Source organism: Oceanithermus desulfurans (assembly GCF_014201675.1).
Classification (GTDB): Bacteria; Deinococcota; Deinococci; order Deinococcales; family Marinithermaceae; genus Oceanithermus; species Oceanithermus desulfurans.
In genome coordinates, this window is the sequence record NZ_JACHEZ010000003.1 from 88,439 (window position 1) to 110,281 (window position 21,843).

General features: G+C 65.9%; 15 protein-coding genes. 5 read left to right on the plus strand and 10 right to left on the minus strand.

Going from position 1 to position 21,843, the window contains the following annotated elements; translation table 11 throughout:
• Positions 1 to 10: 10 nt before the first annotated feature.
• Positions 11 to 280, plus strand: a complete 270-nt coding sequence (locus tag HNQ05_RS04605; protein WP_147147714.1) for an acylphosphatase — start codon at positions 11 to 13, stop codon at positions 278 to 280.
• Between the two features lie 571 nt (positions 281 to 851).
• Here the strand turns inward: HNQ05_RS04605 and HNQ05_RS04610 are convergent.
• From HNQ05_RS04610 to HNQ05_RS04620, 3 genes are read right to left on the minus strand one after another with little or no spacing between them, the layout of a single operon-like run.
• On the minus strand, positions 852 to 2,600 hold the full coding sequence (locus HNQ05_RS04610; RefSeq protein WP_147147716.1) for an acyl-CoA dehydrogenase FadE: 1,749 nt from the start codon (positions 2,598 to 2,600) through the stop codon (positions 852 to 854).
• A gap of 16 nt (positions 2,601 to 2,616) precedes the next feature.
• Complete coding sequence (locus HNQ05_RS04615; RefSeq protein ID WP_147147718.1) at positions 2,617 to 3,813, minus strand: thiolase family protein; 1,197 nt, start codon at positions 3,811 to 3,813, stop codon at positions 2,617 to 2,619.
• A 14-nt stretch (positions 3,814 to 3,827) separates the two neighbouring features.
• A complete protein-coding gene (locus tag HNQ05_RS04620) occupies positions 3,828 to 6,149 on the minus strand; it encodes a 3-hydroxyacyl-CoA dehydrogenase/enoyl-CoA hydratase family protein (protein ID WP_147147720.1) in 2,322 nt (773 codons plus the stop codon).
• Positions 6,150 to 6,359: 210 nt separating this feature from the next.
• Here HNQ05_RS04620 and HNQ05_RS04625 point away from each other — a divergent pair, with 210 nt between their 5' ends.
• The 4 genes from HNQ05_RS04625 to HNQ05_RS04640 all read left to right on the plus strand — a co-directional run bounded on the left by HNQ05_RS04625 (position 6,360) and on the right by HNQ05_RS04640 (position 13,603).
• Positions 6,360 to 8,000, plus strand: coding sequence for a long-chain-fatty-acid--CoA ligase (locus HNQ05_RS04625; RefSeq protein ID WP_147147722.1), 1,641 nt, complete (start codon positions 6,360 to 6,362; stop codon positions 7,998 to 8,000).
• Positions 8,001 to 8,068: 68 nt separating this feature from the next.
• Positions 8,069 to 9,736, plus strand: coding sequence for a long-chain-fatty-acid--CoA ligase (locus HNQ05_RS04630; RefSeq protein WP_147147724.1), 1,668 nt, complete (start codon positions 8,069 to 8,071; stop codon positions 9,734 to 9,736).
• Between the two features lie 28 nt (positions 9,737 to 9,764).
• Positions 9,765 to 11,759 carry an ATP-dependent nuclease gene (locus tag HNQ05_RS04635; protein WP_147147726.1) on the plus strand — a complete coding sequence of 665 codons (1,995 nt, stop codon included), beginning with the start codon at positions 9,765 to 9,767 and terminating at the stop codon, positions 11,757 to 11,759.
• Entirely contained in the window at positions 11,756 to 13,603 is a 1,848-nt protein-coding gene (locus HNQ05_RS04640; protein WP_147147728.1) for a UvrD-helicase domain-containing protein, read from the plus strand. Before HNQ05_RS04635 ends, HNQ05_RS04640 begins: the two co-directional genes overlap by 4 nt.
• A 34-nt stretch (positions 13,604 to 13,637) precedes the next feature.
• Here the strand turns inward: HNQ05_RS04640 and ppdK are convergent, their stop codons facing one another.
• The 7 genes from ppdK to miaA all read right to left on the minus strand — a co-directional run bounded on the left by ppdK (position 13,638) and on the right by miaA (position 21,820).
• Positions 13,638 to 16,232, minus strand: a complete 2,595-nt coding sequence (gene ppdK / locus HNQ05_RS04645; RefSeq protein ID WP_147147730.1) for a pyruvate, phosphate dikinase — start codon at positions 16,230 to 16,232, stop codon at positions 13,638 to 13,640.
• A gap of 120 nt (positions 16,233 to 16,352) precedes the next feature.
• A complete protein-coding gene (locus tag HNQ05_RS04650; RefSeq protein WP_147147731.1) occupies positions 16,353 to 16,796 on the minus strand; it encodes an RrF2 family transcriptional regulator in 444 nt (147 codons plus the stop codon).
• Positions 16,797 to 16,839: 43 nt separating this feature from the next.
• The gene (locus HNQ05_RS04655) at positions 16,840 to 17,640 is read right to left on the minus strand and encodes a metal ABC transporter permease (protein ID WP_147147733.1); all 801 of its coding nucleotides are present in this window, start codon (positions 17,638 to 17,640) and stop codon (positions 16,840 to 16,842) included.
• Positions 17,633 to 18,412, minus strand: coding sequence for a metal ABC transporter ATP-binding protein (locus HNQ05_RS04660; RefSeq protein ID WP_147147735.1), 780 nt, complete (start codon positions 18,410 to 18,412; stop codon positions 17,633 to 17,635). The genes HNQ05_RS04655 and HNQ05_RS04660 overlap by 8 nt, the downstream gene beginning before the upstream one ends.
• Positions 18,409 to 18,822 carry a Fur family transcriptional regulator gene (locus tag HNQ05_RS04665; RefSeq protein WP_147147737.1) on the minus strand — a complete coding sequence of 138 codons (414 nt, stop codon included), beginning with the start codon at positions 18,820 to 18,822 and terminating at the stop codon, positions 18,409 to 18,411. The genes HNQ05_RS04660 and HNQ05_RS04665 overlap by 4 nt, the downstream gene beginning before the upstream one ends.
• Before the next feature lie 70 nt (positions 18,823 to 18,892).
• Positions 18,893 to 20,845, minus strand: a complete 1,953-nt coding sequence (gene acs, locus HNQ05_RS04670) for an acetate--CoA ligase (protein ID WP_246104119.1) — start codon at positions 20,843 to 20,845, stop codon at positions 18,893 to 18,895.
• Between the two features lie 60 nt (positions 20,846 to 20,905).
• Positions 20,906 to 21,820 (minus strand): tRNA (adenosine(37)-N6)-dimethylallyltransferase MiaA, encoded by a 915-nt coding sequence (gene miaA / locus HNQ05_RS04675; RefSeq protein WP_147147741.1) that lies wholly within the window; start codon positions 21,818 to 21,820, stop codon positions 20,906 to 20,908.
• Between the last annotated feature and the right edge of the window lie 23 nt (positions 21,821 to 21,843).

Here is a 21,843-nt window from a genome sequence, read left to right on the forward strand (position 1 = left end):
ATCTAGGGCCATGAAGCGCCGCATCGTCGCCCTCGTTTCCGGCCGGGTGCAGGGCGTGGGCTACCGCGCCTTCGCCCGCAAGCACGCCGTGGAGCTGGGCCTGGCCGGCTACGCCGAGAACCTGCCCGACGGACGGGTGGAGGTCGTGGCCGAAGGCCCGGAGGACGCCCTCGAGCACTTCCTGCACTTCCTGCGCCAGGGGCCGCGGCTTTCGCGCGTCGAGAGCGTGGAGGTCCAGTGGAGCGATCCGGTGGGGCTCGAGGGGTTTCACGTGTATTGAACCGGTACGCGGTTCGTAGCGTGCAGGTAACGTGAACGGCCAACTACACCGCCAACGACCAAGAGCGCCCTCCCTTGGGGGAGGGTTGGGGTGGGGGTTGTGGGCGCAGGCAGCATGAATTGCTCGTCCCATCCCACACCGTGCCCTACCCATCTTCCACTGCCTCCGTCATCCCCGACGAGGCGTACAGCGCTGAGATCGGGGATCTTAGCGTTGTTGCGGGTTACGCGTGCACCGACGCACCGCCGTCTCCGTGCTTCGGGCCGCCGACTCCATAACTGCGCGCATTGAGATTGCGGGCCTTTCCCGGCCTTGATCCGGGATCTCGCGGGCCGGTGGCTAACCCTCCAGGGTGTCGGGGAAAGGGGGCGCGTGGTAAATGTTCGAAGGCTCGTTGAGCAGTACGCCGTGTTCGCATCGTCGTCCCAATACGAACGCACGCGACCTAGCGCTTACGTTTCTTGGAATGCCCAAGGCTACTCCCGCATGAACCCGCACATTCTCCTCCTGCATCCCACCAGCAAGAACCCGCCCCTTGCGGGGCGGGCGGGCACATGGAAGAACGTCGGCGTTACTTGATGGGGTAGCCCTCGGCCTCGAGCACCGCGCCGGCGATCCGACGCTCGAGCGCCACCTGGTTCACCGGCTCGTGCTTGGTCAGCCGGCGGGCGGCGGCCATGAGGACGCGCAGGTCGTCGCCCTCCTCCAGGTAGGGCAGCACCGCCTGGGCCAGCTGGGCCGCCTTGTCCTGGGCGCGGGCCAGGTAGTAGCGGGTCATGGCCGCCTCGAGCTCGCCCCCGCGCTTCTGCGTGCGCAACAGCGCGCTCTCGGCGGTGTAGGCGTCGATGAGAACGTCGGCCGTCGCCATGAGCACTTCCTGCTCCTTGACGATCTTCTCGCCGAACTTCTGGCTGGCGATGCCGGCGATCATCAGCGCCAGCTTCTTGAGCCCGGTCACGTAGGCCCACTCGCGGTCCCACTCGTTTTCGTACTCCTCGCCGAACGAGGGCTCGAGCAGCTCCTCCTGCAGCTTCATGGCCGCCTCGACGAGCGGCAGCTCGCCCTTGAGGGCGCGGCGCAGCAGCATGCCGGGGATGAGCAGGCGGTTGATCTCGTTGGTGCCCTCGAAGATGCGGTTGATGCGGCTGTCGCGGTAGGCCCGCTCGACCATGTACTCCTCGATGTAGCCGTAGCCGCCGTGGATCTGCACCCCCTCGTCCACCGCGTAGTCGAGTACTTCGCTGCCCAGCACCTTGATGATCGAGGCCTCGATGGCGTACTCCTCGATGGCGTCCACGATCTGATCCTTGCCGCGGGCCTCGATCTCGTCGTCGATCAGGCCCACGGTGCGGTAGGTGGCCGCCTCGGCGGCGTAGATGAGCGCCGCCATCCGCGCCAGTTTCTGCTTGATGGCCCCGAACTTGGCGATGGGCAGGTTGAACTGCTGGCGCTGCAGGGCGTACCTGGCCGACTCCTTCAGTACCTCCTTGGCCGCACCCACCGCCGCCGCGCCCAGCTTGTAGCGGCCGATGTTGAGCACGTTGAAGGCGATCTTGTGGCCCTTGCCGATCTCGCCCAGCACGTTCTCCACCGGCACCTTGACGTCCTCGAGAATCACCTGGCGGGTGCTCGAGGAGCGGATGCCCATCTTGTGCTCCTCGGGGCCCAGGCTGAGGCCGGGGGTGCCCTTCTCGACGATGAAGCCGGTGAACTTCTCGCCGTCGATCTTGGCGAAGACGATGAAGACGTCGGCGAAGCCGGCGTTGGTGATGAACTGCTTGGTGCCGTTCAGAATGTAGTGCTGGCCGTCTTCGCTCAGGGTCGCGGTGGTCTTGGCCGCCAGCGCGTCGGATCCCGAGCCGGGCTCGGTGAGGCAGTAGGCGCTGATCCACTCGCCGCTGGCCAGCTTAGGCAGGTACTTGGCCTTCTGCTCGGGGGTGCCGAAGTAGACGATCGGCAGGGTACCGATGCCGGTGTGGGCGCTGAAGGTGACCGAAAAGCCGCCGGTGAGGGCGATGTTCTCGGCCACCACGCTGGTGACCACCTTGGGCAGGTCGAGCCCGCCGTACTCCTCGGGCACGTCGGGGCCCAAGAGGCCCTGTTCGCCCGCCTTGCGCATGAGCCGCACCGAGTGCTCGTACATCTTTTCCTTGTCGTGCTCCATCTCGTCGAGCACCGGCAGCACCTCGCGCTCGGCGAAGGTGCGGGTGGTCTCGGCGATCATGCGCACGGTCTCGTCGAAGTCCTCGGGGCTGAGCGCCTGCTCGGGCTTCTCGAGCAACCAGCCGCCGCCCTTCTTCCACAGGGGTTTGTCCGCCATCGTTACGACCTCCTCGTTAAGCTCCGTACACCTCAAAGAGTCCGGCCGCGCCCATGCCGCCGCCGATGCACATCGTCACCAGGCCCTTGCCGCCGCCGCGCCGGCGCAGCTCGTGGATCAGCTGGGTGGTCAGCTTCGCGCCGGTGGCCCCCAGCGGGTGGCCCAGGGCGATGGCGCCGCCGTTGACGTTGACCTTTTCCTCGGGCATCCCCAGCTCGCGGATCACCGCCAGCACCTGCGCCGCGAAGGCCTCGTTGAACTCGATCAGGTCGAGGTCGTCCATCGTCCAGCCGGCCTTCTCGAGCGCCTTCGGCACCGCCTTGGCCGGACCCACGCCCATCACGTCGGGCTCCACGCCGGCCACCTGGAAGGTCACGAACCGGGCCAGAACGGGCAGACCCAGCGCCTCGGCCACGGAGCGCTCCATCACCAGCACGCCGGCGGCGCCGTCGGAGTAGGGGCTGGCGTTGCCCGCGGTCACGGTGCCGCCTTCCTTGAAGGCCGGGCGCAGCTTCGCCAGCGCCTCCAGGCTGGTGTCGGGGCGGATCAGCTCTTCGTAGTCGAAGACCGCCTCCTCGACCTTCTTCTTGCGCCCCTGCCAGCTCACCTTCTGCACCGGCACGGGGATGGTCTCTTCCTTGAACCGACCCTCGGTCTGGGCGGCGTGGGCCCGCTGGTGGCTGCGCAGCGCCCACTTGTCCTGGTCTTCGCGGCTGACGCCCCAGCGCTCGGCCACCCGCTCGGCGGTGAAGCCCATGCCGATGTAGCTCGAGTAGGTCTCGGGGCTCCACGCACTTGGGGTCAGGCTTTCTTCGAGGCGGTAGTGGAAGCCCGACATCGGCACCTGGCTCATCATCTCGACGCCGCCGGCCAGGACCACCTCGTTGATGCCGCTAAGGATGGCCTGGGCGGCCAGGGCCACGGTCTGCAAGCCGCTCGAGCAGAAGCGGTTGATCGTCGCCCCCGGGACGTCCACCGGGAACCCGGCCTTGAGCAAGGCCAGCCGGGCGATGTTCAGCCCCTGGGAGGCCTCGGGCATGGCGCAGCCCCAGAGCACGTCGTCGAGCCTCGCGGGGTCGAGGCCGGCGCGGCCCACGGTCTCCTTCATCACCAGGGCGCTCAGCTCCACTGGGTGGACGCTGGCGAGCGCCCCGTTCTTCTTGCCCTTCGCCACCGGCGTGCGGGCGGCGCTTACGATTACGGCTTCGCGCATCGTCGTCTCCTCCTTTAGTTGCGCAGCGTCTTGCCCGTCTTGAGGGTGTGGGCGATCCGCTCCTGGGTCTTGCGGGTACCGAGCAGCTTGAGGAAGGCCTCACGCTCGAGGTCGAGGATGTCCCACTCGCTCACCTCGCGACGCGGACCGTCGCCGCCCGAGAGCACGTAGGCGAGTTCGCTGGCGATCCTGACCTCGTGGTCGGTGATCTGGCCCGCCTCGCGGAAGCTCCAGACGGCGTACTTGAGGTTGCCGAGCGCCTCCTTGCCCAGCGCGGTGATCTTGCCGCGCGCCGGGCTGACGTAGTCGGGCGCCAGGTCGAGCACCCGCTGCTTGGCGTCGGCGAGGAGGCGGTCCTTGTTCATCGAGATGCGGTCACCCTTCTGCAGGTAGCCGATCTCGAAGGCCTCGAGCGCGCTCGTCGAGGTCTTGGCCATGGCGATGACCTCGAAGGCCCGCTTGACCGCGGCGAAGGGGTCGGCTTCCGCCCCCATGGCGCCGGTGTAGGGGGCCAGGTCCTCGGTGAAGCGGAAGAGCAGCTCCTTGGTGCCGCCGCCCGCGGGGATGAGGCCCACGCCCACCTCGACCAGGCCGATGTAGCTCTCGGCCGCCGCCTGCACCCGGTCGGCGTGCAGCGTCATCTCGCAGCCGCCGCCCAGGGTGAGGCCGAAGGGCGCCACCACCACCGGGAAGGGGGCCTCGCGCAGCCGCATGGTGCTCTTCTGGAAGAGCTTCACGGCCATCTCCAGCTCGTCCCACTCGCCCTCCTGGGCCAGCATCAGGATGAGCGCCAGGTTGGCGCCGGCGGAGAAGGCGCGCTCGTCCTCGCGGCCGATCACCAGGCCGGCGAGGTCGTTTTGCTCGATGTACTTCATGCCGTAGTCGAGCATCTTGAAGATGCCCTCGCCCAGCGCGCCCATCTTGGTGCGGAACTCGAGCAGCAGCACCCCGTCGCCGAGGTCGTAGAGCCCCGCGTCCTTGGACTCCTTGACCACCTTGCCGGCGTCCTTCAGCCCCTGGATCTCGATCACGCCGGGAAGCTCGGGCACCGGCACGTAGCCGCCCTCGAGGGCCAGCATCCGGCGCGCGGCGCCTTCCTTCTTGTAGAAGGTGCCCTCGGCCTTCTCCAGCAGCTCGGGCTTTTCCAGACCGGCGGCGGCGATCAGCTCGGCGGTCTTGTCGAGCCCCACCGCGTCCATCTGCTCGAAGGGGCCCATCCGCCAGCCGAAGCCCCACTTGAGGGCGCGGTCCACGCTGACGAGGTCGTAGGCGATCTCCGGCGTCTTGGCCAGGGTGTAGTGGCTGCCGATGGCGAAGAGGTCGCGCAGGAAGGCGCCGTACTTGCCGGGCAGGTCGAGCACGGCGGCGATGCGCTTCGGCAGCGACAGCTGCCTGGCCTCGTCCACGCCGGGAATCTTGGGCTTCTCGCGCGGCTTGTACTCGAGCGTCTTCCAGTCGAGGGTGTAGATTTCCTTGCCCTCTTTCTTGTAGAAGCCGCACTTGGTCTTGTCGCCCAGGCAGCCGCCCTCGATGATCTTTTCCACCCACGCCGGCAGGGCGAAGTCCTCGCCGGTGGTGCGGGCCAACTCCTCGGCCACCATCTTGAGCACGTCGAGGCCGGTGAGGTCGGCGGTGCGGAAGATGGCGCTCTTGGGACGGCCGATCAGCGGGCCGGTGAGCGCGTCCACCTCGTCGATGGTGAGGTCGTGCTTCTCCATCAGCGCCACGGCCTGGAGCATGCCGTAGACGCCCAGGCGGTTGGCGATGAAGCCGGGCACGTCCTTGGCGCGCACCAGCCCCTTGCCGAGGATGCGGTCGCCGAAGTTCTCGATCGTCTCCAGCACCGCCGGGTCGGTGTGCGGGGTGGGGATGATCTCGAGCAGGTGCAGGTAGCGCGGCGGGTTGAAGAAGTGGGTGCCCAGAAAGCGCTTCTTGAAGGCCTCGCTGCGCCCCTCGAGCAGAGCCTTCATGGGGATGCCCGAGGTGTTGGAGCTCACGATCGCGTGCTCGGGGAGGACCTCTTCCAGGCGCGCGTAGAGCTCCTGCTTGGGCTCGAGCTTCTCGATGATGGCCTCGATGACCCAGTCGGCGTCCGCGAGCAGCTTCAGGTCGTCGCGGGTGTTGCCGATCGTGATCAGCGCGGCGCGGTCTTTCCGCATGAAGGCCGCGGGCCTCGCCTTCTTCGCCCGCTCGAGCCCTCGCTTCACGAACTCGAGCGGGTCGTCCTTGCCGGGTATGTCCAAAAGCACCACCGGCACGCCGGCCGAGGCCAGCAGGGCGGCGATGCCGCTGCCCATGGTCCCTGCGCCGACTACGCCAACTTTCTTGATTCGCATAGCCTCCTCCTTATACCGAGTATAAACTTATACCGACACCACACCCCTTGTCCAGTGCCGCCGCCACGTTTCGCGTCGGGACCATTCTACCCTCTGGGGGCTCCGCCCGCGGCGCCGGGTCTTACGCCCTAGCCGCGGCTGCGGCCAAGCCGTTATATTGACCTCGATGCAATCTTGTACCGGGTCTACCGGCCCACCGCGGAGGCGCGCATGAACGAATCCCTTTGGCGAGAGCACTACGACGACGGCGTCCCCTTCCAGCTCCCCCCGCTCGAACCGCTGCCGACCACGCTCCGGCGCGTCGCCGAACGCCAGCCCCGCAGCATCGCGATCGAGTTCCTGGGTTCGCGGATCCGCTACCGCCGGTTGTGGAACGAGGCGCTGCGCTTCGCGGGCGCGCTCGCCGCCTCCGGGGTGGAACCCGGCGACCGCGTGGCCCTCATGCTGCCCAACAGCCCCCAGTTCGTCGTCGCGTTTTACGGGGCCCTGCTGGCCGGCGCGACGGTGGTCAACGTCAACCCCATGTACACCGCCCGCGAGCTGGCCCACCAGCTCGGCGACTCGGGCGCCCGCGCACTGGTGCTGCTCGACCTGCTCTGGCCCCGCTTCGAGGAGATCCAGGACGAGTTCGCCCTCAAGACCGTGGTGCGAACCGGCCTGCAGGACTACCTGCCCTTTCCCAAGAACCGGCTCTTCCCCCTCAAGGCCCGGCGCGAGGGCAACTGGCCCCAGCGCCTGGGCGGCACCCCCTGGAAGGCCTTCCTGCGCCGCGGCCGCGAAGCCGCGGCCCCGACGCGGGAGCCGCAGCTCGACGACCTGGCGCTGCTGCAGTACACCGGAGGCACGACGGGCACCCCCAAGGGCGCGATGCTGACGCACCGCAACCTGGCCGGCAACGCCCAACAGGTCAAGGCCTGGATCCCCGACTTTCGCGACGGCGGCGAGGTCATCCTCGGGGTCATCCCCTTCTTCCACGTCTACGGCATGACCGTGGCCATGAACCTGGCCGTCGTCGGCGGCGCCCGGCTGGTGCTGCTGCCGCGCTGGGACACCAAGCTGACGCTCGAGACCATCCAGCGCACCCGCCCCACCCTCTTCCCCGGGGTGCCCACGATGTACGTGGCCATCAACACCTCGCCGCTCACGCCGCGCTACCGGCTCGACTCGATCCGGGCGTGCATCTCCGGCTCCGCGCCGCTGCCCGTGGAGGTGGCCCAGACCTTCGAGAAGATCACCGGCGCCAAGCTGGTCGAGGGGTACGGCCTCACCGAGTCTTCTCCCGTCACCCACGCCAACCCCATCTACGGCCGCAGAAAGAAGGGCTCCATCGGCCTGCCGCTGCCGGACGTCGAAGCGAGGATCGCCGACCCCGAAGGCCGTCCCCTCCCCCCGGGCGAGGTGGGCGAGCTGGTGGTCAAGGGGCCCAACGTGATGAAGGGGTACTGGAACCGCCCCGAGGAGACGGCGCAGACCTTGAAGGACGGCTGGCTCTTCACCGGCGACGTGGCGCGGATGGACGCGGAGTGGTACTTCTACATCGTCGACCGCAAGAAGGACATGATCATCGCCGGCGGGTACAACATCTACCCGCGCGAGGTGGAAGAGGTGCTGTACCAGCACCCGGCGGTCAAGGAGGCCGCGGTGGTGGGGGTGCCCGACGCCTACCGGGGTGAGACGGTGAAGGCCTTCGTGGTGCTCAAGGAAGGTTACGCGGACGAGGTGAGCGAGGAGGACCTGCGCGCCTTCGCCAGGGAACGGCTGGCCGCCTACAAGGTGCCCAAGCTGTGGGAGTTCCGCGACGACCTGCCGAAGACGGCGGTGGGGAAGATATTGCGGAGGATGCTGAAGTAACCAGCGGCGCGATCGACCTTTGCGCGCCCGGCCGGTATACTGAAGGCTAAGAAAACTGGAGGCGCAACATGGAACGACCCTGGTACGCCCATTACGACGAAGGGGTGCCGCGCGAAGTGGACTACCCCGAGGTTCCCCTCTACGAGCTGATGCGCAGGACCGCGGAGGCGAACCCCGAGAAGCAAGCCCTCGACTTCATGGGCCGACGAATGAGCTACGGCCGGCTATGGGAGGAAACGCGCCGTTTCGCGCGGGCCCTCCAGGACCTGGGGGTGCAGCCGGGCGACCGCGTGGCCATCATGCTGCCCAACGCCCCCCAGTTCATCATCGCCTTCTACGGCGCGTTGCTGGCCGGCGCCGTGGCCGTGAACACCAACCCGCTCTACACCCCGCGCGAGCTCTCGCACCAGCTGCGCGACTCGGGCGCGGAAACGCTGGTGATCCTCGACCTGCTCTGGCCCCGCTACGCGGAGGTGGCCGACGAGGTCCCGGTGAAGCGCGTGATTACCACCGGCCTGCAGGACTACCTGCCCTTCCCCAAGAACTGGCTCTTCCCGCTCAAGGCCAAGAAGGAAGGCCGCTGGGTCAACCTGCCGCGCGACCCCAAGCGCCACGACTGGAAGCGGCTGCTCCAGGCGCCGCCCAGCCCCAAGGAACACCCGATCCAGACCGACGACCTGGCGCTCCTCCAGTACACCGGCGGCACCACCGGCGTCTCCAAGGGTGCGATGCTGACGCACCGCAACCTGATCAGCAACGTCTACCAGGTCGACGCCTGGGAGCCCGGCCAGGTCTGGAAGAACGGCGTCATGCTCAGCGTGATCCCCTTCTTCCACGTCTACGGCATGACGGTCAGCATGAACTACTCGGTGATGCGCGGGATGAAGATGGTGCTGCTGCCGCGCTTCGAAATCGCCGAGGTGGTGGCGGCGATCGAGAAACACCGGGTGACCCACTTCCCCGGTGTGCCCACGATGTACGTGGCCTTCAACACCTTCCCCGGCATCGAGAACCGCAACATCCGCACCATCAAGGTCTGCCTCTCGGGCGCCGCGCCGCTGCCCGTGGAGGTGGCCACCAAGTTCGAGGAGCTGACCGGAGCCAAACTGGTCGAGGGTTACGGCCTCACCGAGGCCGCGCCGGTGACCCACTGCAACCCGCTCTACGGCGAACGCAAGGTGGGCTCGATCGGGCTGCCCTTCCCCTCGGTGGACGCCTTCTGCGCCGATCCCGAGGGCAAGCCCCTCCCCCCGGGCGAGGTGGGCGAGCTGGTGGTCAAGGGGCCCAACGTGATGAAGGGGTACTGGAACCGCCCCGAGGAGACGGCGCAGACGCTGAAGGACGGCTGGCTCTTCACCGGCGACGTGGCGCGGATGGACGAGGAGGGGTACTTCTACATCGTCGACCGCAAGAAGGACATGATCATCGCCGGCGGGTACAACATCTACCCGCGCGAAGTGGAAGAGGTGCTGTACCAGCACCCGGCGGTCAAGGAGGCCGCGGTGGTGGGGGTGCCCGACGCCTACCGGGGTGAGACGGTGAAGGCCTTCGTGGTGCTCAAGGAAGGTTACGCGGACGAGGTGAGCGAGGAGGACCTGCGCGCCTTCGCCAAGGAGCGGCTGGCCGCCTACAAGGTGCCCAAGCTGTGGGAGTTCCGCGACGACCTGCCGAAGACGGCGGTGGGGAAGATTTTACGGAGGATGCTCAGGAAGGAAGAGGAGGAAAAGCAACGATAGCTGCTATTTCTATTTGATATCATTGCATATGGTTATCGAAGAGCTGAGGATAAAGAATTTTCGTTGTTTCGGCCCTGACGGTGTAAATATACACCTGGGAGACAACCTCACGGCATTCGTCGGAGACAACGGTTCCGGGAAGACCGCAGCATTTCTAGCGCTCTCCCGACTTTTTGGTATCACACCTTCCGATCGAGCGGTTCGAAAGCAGGACTTTCATGTGGGCAAAGATATAAGCGAATTAGAAACAGGCGAACCGTTGTCAATTGAAGTAGTCTTCGGATTCCCCGAACTAAGCGACTCTGACGATATTGAAGCTATCAATGCCGTCCCAGAGTTCTTTTCTCAAATGGCCGCATCTGCACCGGGTGCCCCACTCAAAGCAAGGATGCGTTTAGAGGCAACATGGACTGACGACGGCACACCCGATGGCAGCATAGAAGAGGACCTCCGATGGGTAACAACACTCGACGAAGAATACGACTGGGACAGCTGTACACGCGTACATGCTGTTGAACGCAGCTCGATACAGCTTATCTACATTCCCGCGTCTCGAAACGCCGCTAAGCAGGCAACAGCTTTGTTAAATGGGCGTCTTTGGCGAGCGGCAAGGTGGTCTGATAGCTTCCGAGATAAGATCAAGTCAATCTCGGAAGATGTTCAGCAAGAGTTCAAGCTAGAGACAGCTGTTGACTTCGTTTTGGAACGACTTACCAAGCGCTGGCGACAAGTCCATGCCCAAGATACGTATTCTGAACCAAACCTACGCCTGATAGAAAGTAGATTTGAAGAGCTGGTACGCAAAGTGGAAATCACACTCTCACCCGATGAGGCTGGGTATGAACGTACAATTACAGACCTCAGCGATGGGCAGCATTCGCTTTTTCACATCGCGCTCACTGCTGCAACCCTCGAAATTGAAAGGGACGCCTTAACTAAAGACGCAGATGAAAGCGCATTTGATCATGATAAGCTCCGGCGAGCGAATCTCACCTTCCTTGCGGTTGAAGAGCCGGAGAACAACCTTTCGCCGTTTTATCTTTCGCGTGTAATCAAGCTTGCACGCGAAATTGGCGCACACGAATCGGCGCAGGTTGCTATATCAAGTCATTCACCGGCAATTCTTAGCCGAATTGAGCCGGAAGAAGTGCGCTACTTTCGGCTAGATCAAGAATCTCGGTCAGCAATTGTTCAGGAGATTTCGATGCCAGAAAACGACGAAGAGGCAAGCCGGTACGTACGACTCGCCGTCAGGGCCTACCCTGAACTTTACTTCGCACGCTTTGTCATCCTAGGCGAAGGCGATTCCGAACGCTTAGTGATTCCGCGCGTCGCTGACGCCATGGGCATTCAGCTCGATCCCTCGTTCGTCCCAGTCGTACCGCTTGGTGGTCGGCATGTCTATCACTTCTGGAAACTACTCGATGATCTCGAAATCCCTCATGCAACCCTACTGGACCTCGATCTTGGCCGCAAGCATGGCGGCGCAAACCTTATTAAGTATGTCGTTGAAAAACTTATGGAATTTGGTAATGACATGAGTAATAATCCGCTGGTAGAGTCCGGCACCATTGATCCCACCAATGTAGGTAGCATTGAGGATAAAGATTTGATGGATAGAGGTCTTGACCACCCCTGGCTGCAAGCCTTGAGGGAGGAAAGGATATTCTTTTCATATCCGCTGGACGTCGATTTCGCCATGTTAAAGGCTTTTCCATCCGCTTATCAACACACGAGGCCTGGTGGTACCGGCCCACGCAGCGATAGCGATGAAGAAACGAAGAATAAGAAGAAGTTAACAACGCTTAAGACCGGCGGCATTCCTGAATTGTACGACGAAAGCTACGACGACGAATTTATGTGGTACCCCTACCTTTTCCTTAATAGGAGCAAACCAGAAACCCATATCGCTGCACTTGCACGGATTGACATAGGCGAACTCGCTGCAAACGCACCCACGGAGCTTGATGCACTTATCCAACTCGTGAAGGAGACGCTTGGGCTTGAGGGTGATCGCGAATGAGTGTTGTGCGCCCGGAGGAATGGCAGCCGCAAGGAGTTGGATTCCTCGAGCCGAACGCGCTTAGAGCGCTGCGAGAAACGGAGAGGAGTGTACTTGTGGCAGCCAGCCCCGGTGCAGGGAAGACCGAGTTTCTTGCGCAAAAAGCCGCGTATCTACTCCAAACCGGCCTTTGCCCTGCCCCTAAGCGCATTCTTGCAATTAGTTTTAAGCGTGACGCGGCGAAAAATCTTGCGGATCGTGTAGCGAGACGCTGTTCACCTGAGCAGGCACGGCGTTTCGATTCCTATACGTTTGACGGCTTCGCGAAGAATTTGCTGGATCGTTTTCGCGCTGCTGTTCCAGAACCCTACCGCCCCCCTGCGGATTACCATATTGAATTACCTGATATAAATCATTATCGATACTATCTTAATATACATAATTTACGCACTATAAATGCGGAGCAATTCGCCCGAAAATTAGCTGAAGCACGTCTTCCCCTGAATGATGGCGGCTCGAAGATTATAAAAGCTATCCAAGCCTATTGGAACTCTCAGTATAACGATCATGACCATGTGTTGCTAACGTTTTCAATGATTAACCGACTTGTCGAATTGCTAATTCGGGAGAACCCCTATATACGAAGAGCGCTACACCTCACCTATCCCGTCGTATTCTTAGATGAATATCAAGACACGACCTTCGCTCAATTTGAACTACTGCAAACGATGTTTACTGGCAGCAATACCATCTTCACTGCGGTCGGCGACGACAAGCAGCGAATCATGCTTTGGGCTGGAGCGATGCCCAATGCTTTCGACAAGTTCGAAAATTACTTCGTTGCACGGCGTATATCATTAAACATGAACTGGCGCTCTCACAAAGACCTAGTACAGATTCAGCACTTCATCGCGCGCCGATTGGATCCAGATAGCGTATCACCAGAAGCTCGGGCCGACCGAATGTCGGACGGCGATATAGCCGCGATCTGGGAATTTGCAACCATTGAGGAAGAAAGCGACTACCTTGCGCGATGGATCGCACGCGAGGTGCGAGAAGAAAGTGTCGAACCTCACGATATAGCTATTCTCGTGCGGATGCGCGCAAACAGGGTTGAGGATCGGCTCGCTGCAGCTTTTTCTTCTCACGATCTGGATTTACGCAATGTCGCGCGCAACGTAGGAAATATCTCTATCCAAGATCTTCTAGGAGAGGAGCTAACGAAGATTCTTCTTCGGCTTCTTCGCCTTGGTGCTACTCCCCGTAGCCCTGAAAACTGGAACGCTAGTCTGTCGGATTTACAGCATCTTGAAGCTGTAGATCCTGCAGATGAAGTTGCTCAGCGGCTTCTTCATGAGCGTCTCCAGCTATTTGTGCGCGAATTAAGGCAAACCCTTGATGGCCTTAAACCCAGCCGGAAAAACGCAAAGCAAGTAGCTATTAAAGCACTCGATTTCATAGGCACAAGCGTACTTCAACGGACCTTTCCTAGCTATCACAGGCAGGCAGACTTCAATCGTGTTTGGGAAGGATTTGTACTGCTCCTAGAAAAATCTCTACTGAATACAGATAGCTGGGCAGCAGCCCTAGACAAGTTTGAGGGTATTGGGCAAGTTCCCCTTATGACTATTCATAAGAGTAAAGGGCTTGAGTTCCATACGGTCATATTTTATGGACTAGATAATAAAAGTTGGTGGAGCCTAAGACCCGAACGCCCTGAAGAGCTACACTCTTTCTTTGTGGCTTTTACACGCGCCAAGCAAAGGGCATTCTTTACGTTATGCAATGATAGTGGAGAATCCATACCATGGATTGAGGAACTGCTCACATCCGCAGGCGCTAAAAAGTATAAGCCTTCTCTATAACAACATTGGATTTTCCGCATGAAATGCGGGATATCTAGCTCGCCGCCAGCGCCGCCTGCGCCGCGGCCAGCCGCGCCGTGAGCACCCGGAAGGGCGAGGCCGAGACGTAGTCGAGCCCCACCCGGTGGGCGAAGTGCACCGAGCGGGCCTCGCCGCCGTGTTCGCCGCAGATACCCAGCTTGAGGTCGGGCCGGGCCGCGCGCCCCTCGCGGACGGCGATCTCCAGCAAACGGCCCACGGCCGCTTCGTCCAGGCGCTCGGTGGGGTCGTGGGCGAAGGTGCGGGCGTCCAGGTATCGGGGCAGGAAGTGCCCGGCGTCGTCACGGCTGATGCCGATGGTGAGCTGGGTCAGGTCGTTGGTACCGAAGCTGAAGAAGTCGACCAGGGGCGCTATGGACCCGGCCACCAATGCCGCGCGCGGGGTCTCGATCATCGTGCCCACGGGCAGCTCGAGGTCGAACTCGGCGAAGGCCTCGCGCACCACCGCGAGCGCCTGCTCCACCTCCTCGGGTGTGGACACGAGGGGGATCATCAGCTCCGGGCGGGGGTCCCTCCCCTGCTCCCTCAGCGCCCGAGTGGCGCTGAGCAGCGCGGCCACCTGCATGCGCAGGATCTCGGGCCGCACCAGCAACAGCCGCACCCCGCGGAAGCCGAGCATGGGGTTGACCTCGTGCAGCTGGCGCACCTGGGCCAGCACCTTGGCCTCCCCCGGCGCCAGCTCGCCGGCCGCCTCCTTGCGCTCGAGCTCGACGAGCGGCGGCAGGAACTCGTGCAATGGCGGGTCGAGCAGGCGCACGGTCACCGGCAGGCCGTCCATGGCCTCCAACAGCCCCATGAAGTCGGCCCGCTGGAAGGCGAAGAGCCTCTCCAGCGCCTCGCGCTCCTCCTTCTCGGTCTCGGCTAGGATGAGCGCCCGCACCCAGGGAATGCGTTCGGGGTCGAAGAACATGTGCTCGGTGCGCACCAGCCCGATGCCCTCCGCCCCCAGCTCGCGGGCGCGGCGGGCGTCGGCGGGGGTGTCGGCGTTGGCGCGCACGCCCAGCCGGCGGTGCGGCTCGGCCCATTCCAGCAACCGGTGCAGGTACTCGCCGCTACCCCCTTCGCTGAGGGCCACCTCGCCGGCGAAGACCTTGCCGGTGGTGCCGTCCAGGCTGATCACGTCCCCTTCCTTGAAGCTGCGTTCCCCCAGGCGGAAGCTGCGCTCTTCGAGGTTCAAGGAGAGCGCCGCCACCCCCACGACCGCGGGCACGCCCATCCCCCGGGCCACCACCGCGGCGTGGCTGGTCATACCGCCGCGGGCGGTGAGGATGCCGCGGGCGATGTACATGCCCGAGATGTCCTCGGGGGTGGTCTCGGGACGCACGAGGATCACCGGCAGACCGCGTCCGGCCCAGCTCTCGGCGGTCTCGGCGTCGAGGACCGCGTGCCCCACCGCCGCGCCCGGAGAGGCGGGCAGCCCCTCGGCCGCCGCCTCGGGGGCGCGCTCGGGGTCGATGCGCGCCCGCAGCAGGCTGGGCAGGGTGTTGGCGTCCACGCGTAAAAGCGCCTCCTCGCGCGCGATGGCGCCTTCCTCGGCCATCTCCACCGCGATCCGCACCGCCGCCTCGGGGGTGCGCTTGCCGGCGCGCGTCTGCAGCAGGTACAGGCGGCCGCGCTCGACGGTGAACTCGAAGTCCTGCATGTCGCGGAAGTGGGCCTCGAGCCGCGCCGCCACGTCGGCGATCTCGTCGTAGAGCCCGGGGTCGCTTTCGCGCAGCCGCTCGAGCGGCTGGGGCGTGCGCACGCCCGCGACCACGTCCTCGCCCTGGGCGTTCTTCAGGTACTCGCCGTAGAGGCCCTTCTCCCCGGTGGCGGGGTTGCGCGAAAAGCCCACGCCGGTGCCCGAGTCGTCCCCCAGGTTGCCGAAGACCATGGCCTGGACGTTGACCGCCGTGCCCACGTCGTCGGGGATCTCGTAGAGCCGGCGGTAGGTGCGCGCCCGCGGGTTGTTCCAGCTCTCGAAGACGGCGCGCACCGCCCCCTCGAGCTGCTGCCAGGGGTCGTCGGGGAAGCGGCGGCCCGCCGCCTCGATGAGACGCCGGTACTCCCCCACCAGCCGCTCCAGGTCGGACGCGCTCAGGTCGACGTCGCGCTCCGCTCCGGCCAGCACCTTGGCGCGGTCGAGCAGCCGTTCGAAGCCCTCGGCCTCGATCCCTAACACCACCTCGCCGTACATCTGCACCAGGCGGCGGTAGCTGTCCCAGGCGAACCGCGGCTGGCCCGTGGCCTCGGCCAGCGCCTGCACGCCGTCTGGGGTGAGGCCCAGGTTGAGGATCGTGTCCATCATCCCCGGCATGCTCACCGGCGCCCCCGAGCGCACCGAGACCAGCAGGGGCAGCCCCTCGCCGCCCCCGCCGAACCGCTTCCCGGTCGCCGCCTCCAGCCGCTCGACCTGGGCGCGCACCTCGTCCCACAACCCCTCGGGAAACGCGCCGCGCTCCAGGTAGGCGCGGCAGGCCTCGGTGGTCAGCGTGAAGCCGGGCGGCACCGGAAAGCCCAAGCGCGTCATCTCGGCCAGCGCGAAGCCCTTGCCGCCCAGCAGCTCCTTGCCCAAACCCTCGGTTTCGCTGAACGCGTAGACCCAGCCCATCGTCCCCTCCCGTACCAATGCTCGCCCCTGCCGTGCCTCACGCGCGGGCGTGGTTTCATCTTAACCGCAACGGAGCCGCCGCCCCGCACCGGGGCGGCGGCAATGCGGCCGGAAGGGGCGCTACGAAGCGGTGGCGTGCATCTTGCGCTTGGCTTCGATCAGGCGGCGTTCGTCGATGAGGTGCTGCAGGTTGGTGCCGCCCAGCACCTCGCGGATGGCCAGGTCCACGCGGCGCCAGAGCAGCTCGGTGGAGCACTGCCCCTCGTGCTCGCAGCTGCCCGGGTCCTCGATGCAGCCTACGGGCGAGAGCGAGCCCTCCATCGTCTCGACGACCTCGAGGGCGTTGATCTCTTCCGGGGGCCGCGCCAGCCGGTAACCCCCGCGCGCCCCGCGGACGCTGCGAATGAAGCCGGCGCGCCTGAGCGCCGCCGCGATCTGCTCGAGGTAGTGCTGGCTGATCCCCTGCGCCTCGGCCACCTCTTTGAGCGGCACCGGGTCGGGGCCGCGCAGGCCGATCTCCACCAGCGCGCGCAGCCCGTACTGCGCCTTCGTCGATACCCACATAGGTACAGTTTAATGTCTTGTATTCCTACTGTAAATAGCGGGTTTACGAAGCCCTGCGGAAGAGCAGCGCCGCGGCGGTGAAGACGAAGGCCTGCAGCAGCACCACCGTGGCGCCGCTGGGCAGGTCGTAGCCGTACGAAAGCAGCAGTCCAGCGAAGACGCTGAAGACGCCCACGAAGACCGCCCCCACGACCATCCCCAGAAAGGTGCGGGCCCACTGCCGCGCCGCCGCCGCGGGAATGACCAGGAAGGCCGCGACGAGCAGGAGCCCCACGAGCTTCATGGCCACGACTACGACGAGCGCGACCAGGAAGGCGAGCAGGTAGTCGTCGAGGGCGACGGGCACCCGGTCGGCCGCGGCCAGCTCGCGGTCGAAGGTGGCGTAGGCCCAGCGCCCCCACAGCGGCAGCGTCAGGGCGGTGAGGGCGAGCAGCGCCAGGCTGGCCCAGAGGTCGGCCGGGGCGACCGCGAGGATGGAGCCGAAGAGGTAGGTGAAGGCCTCGGCGGTGTACTCGCGCTTGAGCGAGAGGAAGACGATGCCCAGGGCCATGGAGAAGGCGAAGAAGATGCCCACGGCGGTGTCGCCGCGGATGTGGGTGCGCTCGCGCACCCAGGTGATGCCTAGGGCCACCGCCGCGGTGAAGGGCACGGCCACCCAAAGCGGCTCGAGCCCCAGCAAAAGCCCCAGCGCCACGCCGCCGAAGGCGGCGTGGGCCAGACCCGATCCCAGGAAGCTGAGCCCCCGTTGCACCACGAAGGGCCCGTAGTAACCGGCGAGCAGGGCCATGACCAGACCCGCGAGCAGCGCCCGCTGCATGAAGGGCAGGCTCCACACCTCAAGCACGGCGTTCCCCTCCCAGCGCCAGCGAGAACCCGTGGGCATGCCCCACGTGCCCGAAGGCCTCGCGCAGGCAGCGCTCCGAGAGCGCGCGCTCGGGCGGACCGAAGCCGATCAGCCGGCGATTGAGTACGATCACGTGGGTGGCGTGGTGGTAGGCCGCCTCCCAGTCGTGGGTGATCATCAGCAGGGTGGCCCCGGTTTCCTTCTGGTAATCCTCGAGCAGGCGGTACATGTCGGCCTCGCCCAGCACGTCGATGCCGGTCGCGGGCTCGTCAAGCATCACCAGCTGGGGGCGGCGCACGAAGGCCCGCGCCAGGTAGACGCGCTGCAGCTCGCCGCCGCTGAAGCGGCTCACGGGGCGGCCGATCAGCTGCCCCGCCCCCACCCGCTCCAGCGCGGCGCGCACCCGCGCGCGCTCCCCGGAGGTGAGCCGGCCGGGCCAGGCGCGCCGCAGGCCGCTGGCCACCAGCTCTTCCGCGAGCGCCGGAAAGGTGCGGTCCAGGGTCTTGAACTGGGGTACGTAGCCGATCCGGCGCGGGTCGACCTTGTCGGAGGGGCTGCCCAGAACCCGGACTCGGCCGTGGCTCGGAGGAACGAGCCCCAGGAGCACCTTGAGCAGGGTGGACTTCCCCGCGCCGTTGGGACCGACGATGGCCACGAAGGCCCCCGCGGGAACCGCCAGGGTAACGTCCTCCAGGGCGAGGTGGTCGCCGAAACGCACCGTCAGGTGCTCGACTTCCACGGCCGGTGAGCCATTTTGGGGCGTAGCGTTCATGACGACTCCTGACATTCGGGGCAGAGCCCGTAGACGATCAGCGTGTGGCCGCGGACGCGGAAACGGCTGCGCCGGGCCAGCTCGGCTTCGTAGGCGTGCAGCCCGCACTCCCGCAGCGGCTCGACGCGGCCGCAGCGCTCGCAGACGAGCAGGTGGGCGTGGTCCAGCACCGCGGCGAAGCGCACCTCCCCGTGGGGGGCGGCGAAACGGACGATCAGACCCGCTTCCTCGAGGGCGCGCACCGCGCGGTAGACGGTCGCCTGGCCGATCCCGGACCGCTGCAGACGCGCCGCGGCCTCGCGGATCGTGCTGCCGGGGTGGTCGGCGAAGTCGCTCCACACCGCGACGCGCTGGGGCGTGCGCCGCAGGCCGCGCTCACGAAACCGCCGCTCGAGACCGGGCACCTCCATACCCGATAAATCTTATCACTTCATGGCGCGCGGGTAAAGGCCGCGGCTCACCCTGCGGCGCGCCGCGGGGCTACTTCCCCTTCTTGAGCTGCTCGACCACGCTGCGGTCCTCGAGCGTGGAGATATCGCCCGAGATCTCCTCCTGCCCCGCGGCGATCTGGCGCAGCAGGCGGCGCATGATCTTGCCCGAGCGGGTCTTGGGCAGGGCCGCGGCGAAGCGGATCTCCTCCGGGCGGGCGATGGCGCCGATCACCTTGACCACGTGCGCCTTCAGCTCCTCGGCCAGCGCCTCGCTGGGCTCGGCGTCGCCCACCGGGGTCACGAAGGCGACGATCGCCTCGCCCTTGATGGGGTCGGGCCGGGCCACCACCGCCGCCTCGGCTACGGCCGGGTGGCTGACCAGGGCGCTTTCGACCTCCATCGTCCCCAGGCGGTGGCCGCTGATGTTGATCACGTCGTCCACCCGCCCCAGGATCAGGTAGTAGCCGTCGGCGTCGCGGCGCGCGCCGTCGCCGGTGAAGTACTTGCCCGGGTACTGGCTCCAGTACTGGTGGACGAAGCGCTCCGGGTCGCCCCAGACGGTGCGCAGCATGCTGGGCCAGGGCTTGGTGATCACCAGGTAGCCGCCCTGGTCGGGCTCGGTGATGGGGTTCCCCTCGCCGTCCACGATCTCGGGGGCGACGCCGAAGAAGGGCTTACCCGCGAAGCCGGGCTTCATCCGGTGGGCGCCGGGCAGCGTGGTGATCATGATCCCGCCGGTCTCGGTCTGCCACCAGGTGTCCACGATGGGGCAGCATTCCTTGCCGATGACCCGGTAGTACCACAGCCAGGCCTCGGGGTTGATGGGCTCGCCCACCGTACCCAAGAGCCGCAGCGAGTCGAGGCGGTGCTTCATCGGCCACTGCTCGCCCCACTTCATGAAGGCGCGGATGGCCGTGGGCGCGGTGTAGAGGACGGTGACCCCGTGCTTGTCGACGATCTCCCAGAAGCGGTCGGGCTCGGGGTGGTTGGGCGCGCCCTCGTACATCACCACCGTGGCGCCGTTCAGCAGCGGGCCGTAGACGATGTAGGAGTGGCCGGTGATCCAGCCCACGTCGGCGGTGCACCAGTAGGTGTCGTCGTCCCCCAGGTCGAAGACGGTGCGGGCGGTGTGGAAGGTGTAGGTCATGTAGCCGCCGGTGGTGTGGAGCACCCCCTTGGGCTTGCCGGTGGAGCCGGAGGTGTAGAGGATGAAGAGCGGGTCCTCGCTGTCCATCGGCTCGGGGGCGGCTTCGTCCTCCACCCCCTCGACCAGCTCGTGGTACCAGTGGTCGCGGCCCGGCTCCATGGGCACGTCCTGACCGGTGCGCCGCACCACGACGACGTGCTTGACGATGCCGGTCTCGCGCACGGCCTCGTCGGCGGCCTCCTTGAGCGGCACGATCTGCCCGCGCCGCCAGCCTCCGTCGGCGGTGATGAGCACCTCGCTGCCGGCGTCCTTGATGCGCTCGGCCAGGGCGCTGGCCGAGAAGCCGCCGAAGACGACCGAGTGCACCGCGCCGATGCGGGCCGCGGCCAGCATGGCGATGGCCGCCTCGGGAATCATCGGCATGTAAAGGGTGACGCGGTCGCCCTTCTTCACCCCCAGCCGCCTGAGCACGTTGGCGAAGCGGCTCACCTCGCGGTGCAGCTCGTGGTAGGTGAGCGTGCGGGTGTCGCCCGGCTCGCCCTCCCAGACGATGGCGGCCTTGTTGCGCCGCCAGGTCGTCAGGTGGCGGTCGAGGGCGTTGTAGCTGACGTTGGTCCGGCCGCCCACGAACCACTTGGCGTGGGGCGGGTTCCACTCCAGCACCTTCTGCCAGGGCTCGAACCACTCGAGCTCGCCGGCGATCTCGGCCCAGTAGCCTTCGGGGTCCTCGATCGAGCGCCGATACTCGGCCTCGTACTCCTCTTCGCTCTTCACCCGGGCGGTCAGGCGAAACGCCTCGGGCGGCTCGAAGCTGCGCGTTTCCTTGAGTACGGCTTCAATGCGATCCTTGTCCACCGCTGGCCCCCTTCCCAAACTTGGGTTTTGAGCCAGCATACGGCCGGCCGCGGACCCGCGTCAAGGAAGGCCGAAGCGGCGTTCGAACCAGAAGGCCGCCCCCTCCCGCGCCGCCGCGCCGGCGCGGGGCAGGTAGGCGACGTCGCCCGGCTCGCGCCGCAGCCAGGTGTACTGGCGCTTGATCAGCCGCCAGACCGCGCGGCGGTCGGCCTCGAGCGCCTCCTCGTAACTCCACTCACCCTGCAGGTAGCGCACGACCTCCTTGTAGCCGATGGACTGCAGCGCAGTGGGCATCCGCGGGTAGCGCGCGAGCAGCGCCCGCACCTCGTCGATCAGGCCGTGCTCGAACTGCCAGCGCGCCCGCGCCCAGACCTTGCCTTTGAGCGCCGCCCGCTCGGGCCAGAGCACCAGCTTGCGGCAGCGCAGCCGCGGCGCGCGCGGCGGGAAGTCGGCGGGGGGCCGGCCGGTGCGCCTGAGCACCTCCAGCGCCCGCACCAGCCGCCGCGGGTTCCCGGCCACCCGCGCCGCGTCGGCCGGACTCGCGGCCGCCAGCTCGGCCAGCAGCGCGTCCGCGCCCCCGCCTTCCAGCTCGGCCCGGATCGCCCGCTGCACCTCCGCGTCGGGCGGCGGGGTGGTGGGCCGCCCCTCGCAGAGGCCCCGCAGGTAGTAGACCGTCCCCCCCACCACCAGCGGAATCCGCCCGCGGGCGAACACCTCGGCGATGGCGCGCTCGGCGGCCTCCACCCAGCGCACCACGTCGTAGGCCTCGTCGGGCTCCACCACGTCGACGAGGTGGTGGGGCACCCGGGCCCGCTCGGCCGCGCTCGGCTTGTCCGTCCCCACGTCCAGGCCGCGGTAGACCATGGTGGCGTCGGCGCTCACGATCTCGAGCGGCCAGCGGTCGGCGAGCCACAGCGCCAGCGACGACTTGCCGCTCGCGCTGGGCCCGGTGAGCACGGGTACGGCGCGGTTCACGCCCCCATCCTAACGGCGCTAGA

Bases quoted from the DNA above. Each gene is read 5' to 3' on its own strand.
- HNQ05_RS04605 (WP_147147714.1), top strand. From the start codon at position 11: ATGAAGCGCCGCATCGTCGCCCTCGTTTCCGGCCGGGTGCAGGGCGTG.
- HNQ05_RS04610 (WP_147147716.1), bottom strand. From the start codon at position 2,600: ATGGCGGACAAACCCCTGTGGAAGAAGGGCGGCGGCTGGTTGCTCGAG.
- HNQ05_RS04615 (WP_147147718.1), bottom strand. From the start codon at position 3,813: ATGCGCGAAGCCGTAATCGTAAGCGCCGCCCGCACGCCGGTGGCGAAG.
- HNQ05_RS04620 (WP_147147720.1), bottom strand. From the start codon at position 6,149: ATGCGAATCAAGAAAGTTGGCGTAGTCGGCGCAGGGACCATGGGCAGC.
- HNQ05_RS04625 (WP_147147722.1), top strand. From the start codon at position 6,360: ATGAACGAATCCCTTTGGCGAGAGCACTACGACGACGGCGTCCCCTTC.
- HNQ05_RS04630 (WP_147147724.1), top strand. From the start codon at position 8,069: ATGGAACGACCCTGGTACGCCCATTACGACGAAGGGGTGCCGCGCGAA.
- HNQ05_RS04635 (WP_147147726.1), top strand. From the start codon at position 9,765: ATGGTTATCGAAGAGCTGAGGATAAAGAATTTTCGTTGTTTCGGCCCT.
- HNQ05_RS04640 (WP_147147728.1), top strand. From the start codon at position 11,756: ATGAGTGTTGTGCGCCCGGAGGAATGGCAGCCGCAAGGAGTTGGATTC.
- ppdK (WP_147147730.1), bottom strand. From the start codon at position 16,232: ATGGGCTGGGTCTACGCGTTCAGCGAAACCGAGGGTTTGGGCAAGGAG.
- HNQ05_RS04650 (WP_147147731.1), bottom strand. From the start codon at position 16,796: ATGTGGGTATCGACGAAGGCGCAGTACGGGCTGCGCGCGCTGGTGGAG.
- HNQ05_RS04660 (WP_147147735.1), bottom strand. From the start codon at position 18,412: ATGAACGCTACGCCCCAAAATGGCTCACCGGCCGTGGAAGTCGAGCAC.
- HNQ05_RS04665 (WP_147147737.1), bottom strand. From the start codon at position 18,822: ATGGAGGTGCCCGGTCTCGAGCGGCGGTTTCGTGAGCGCGGCCTGCGG.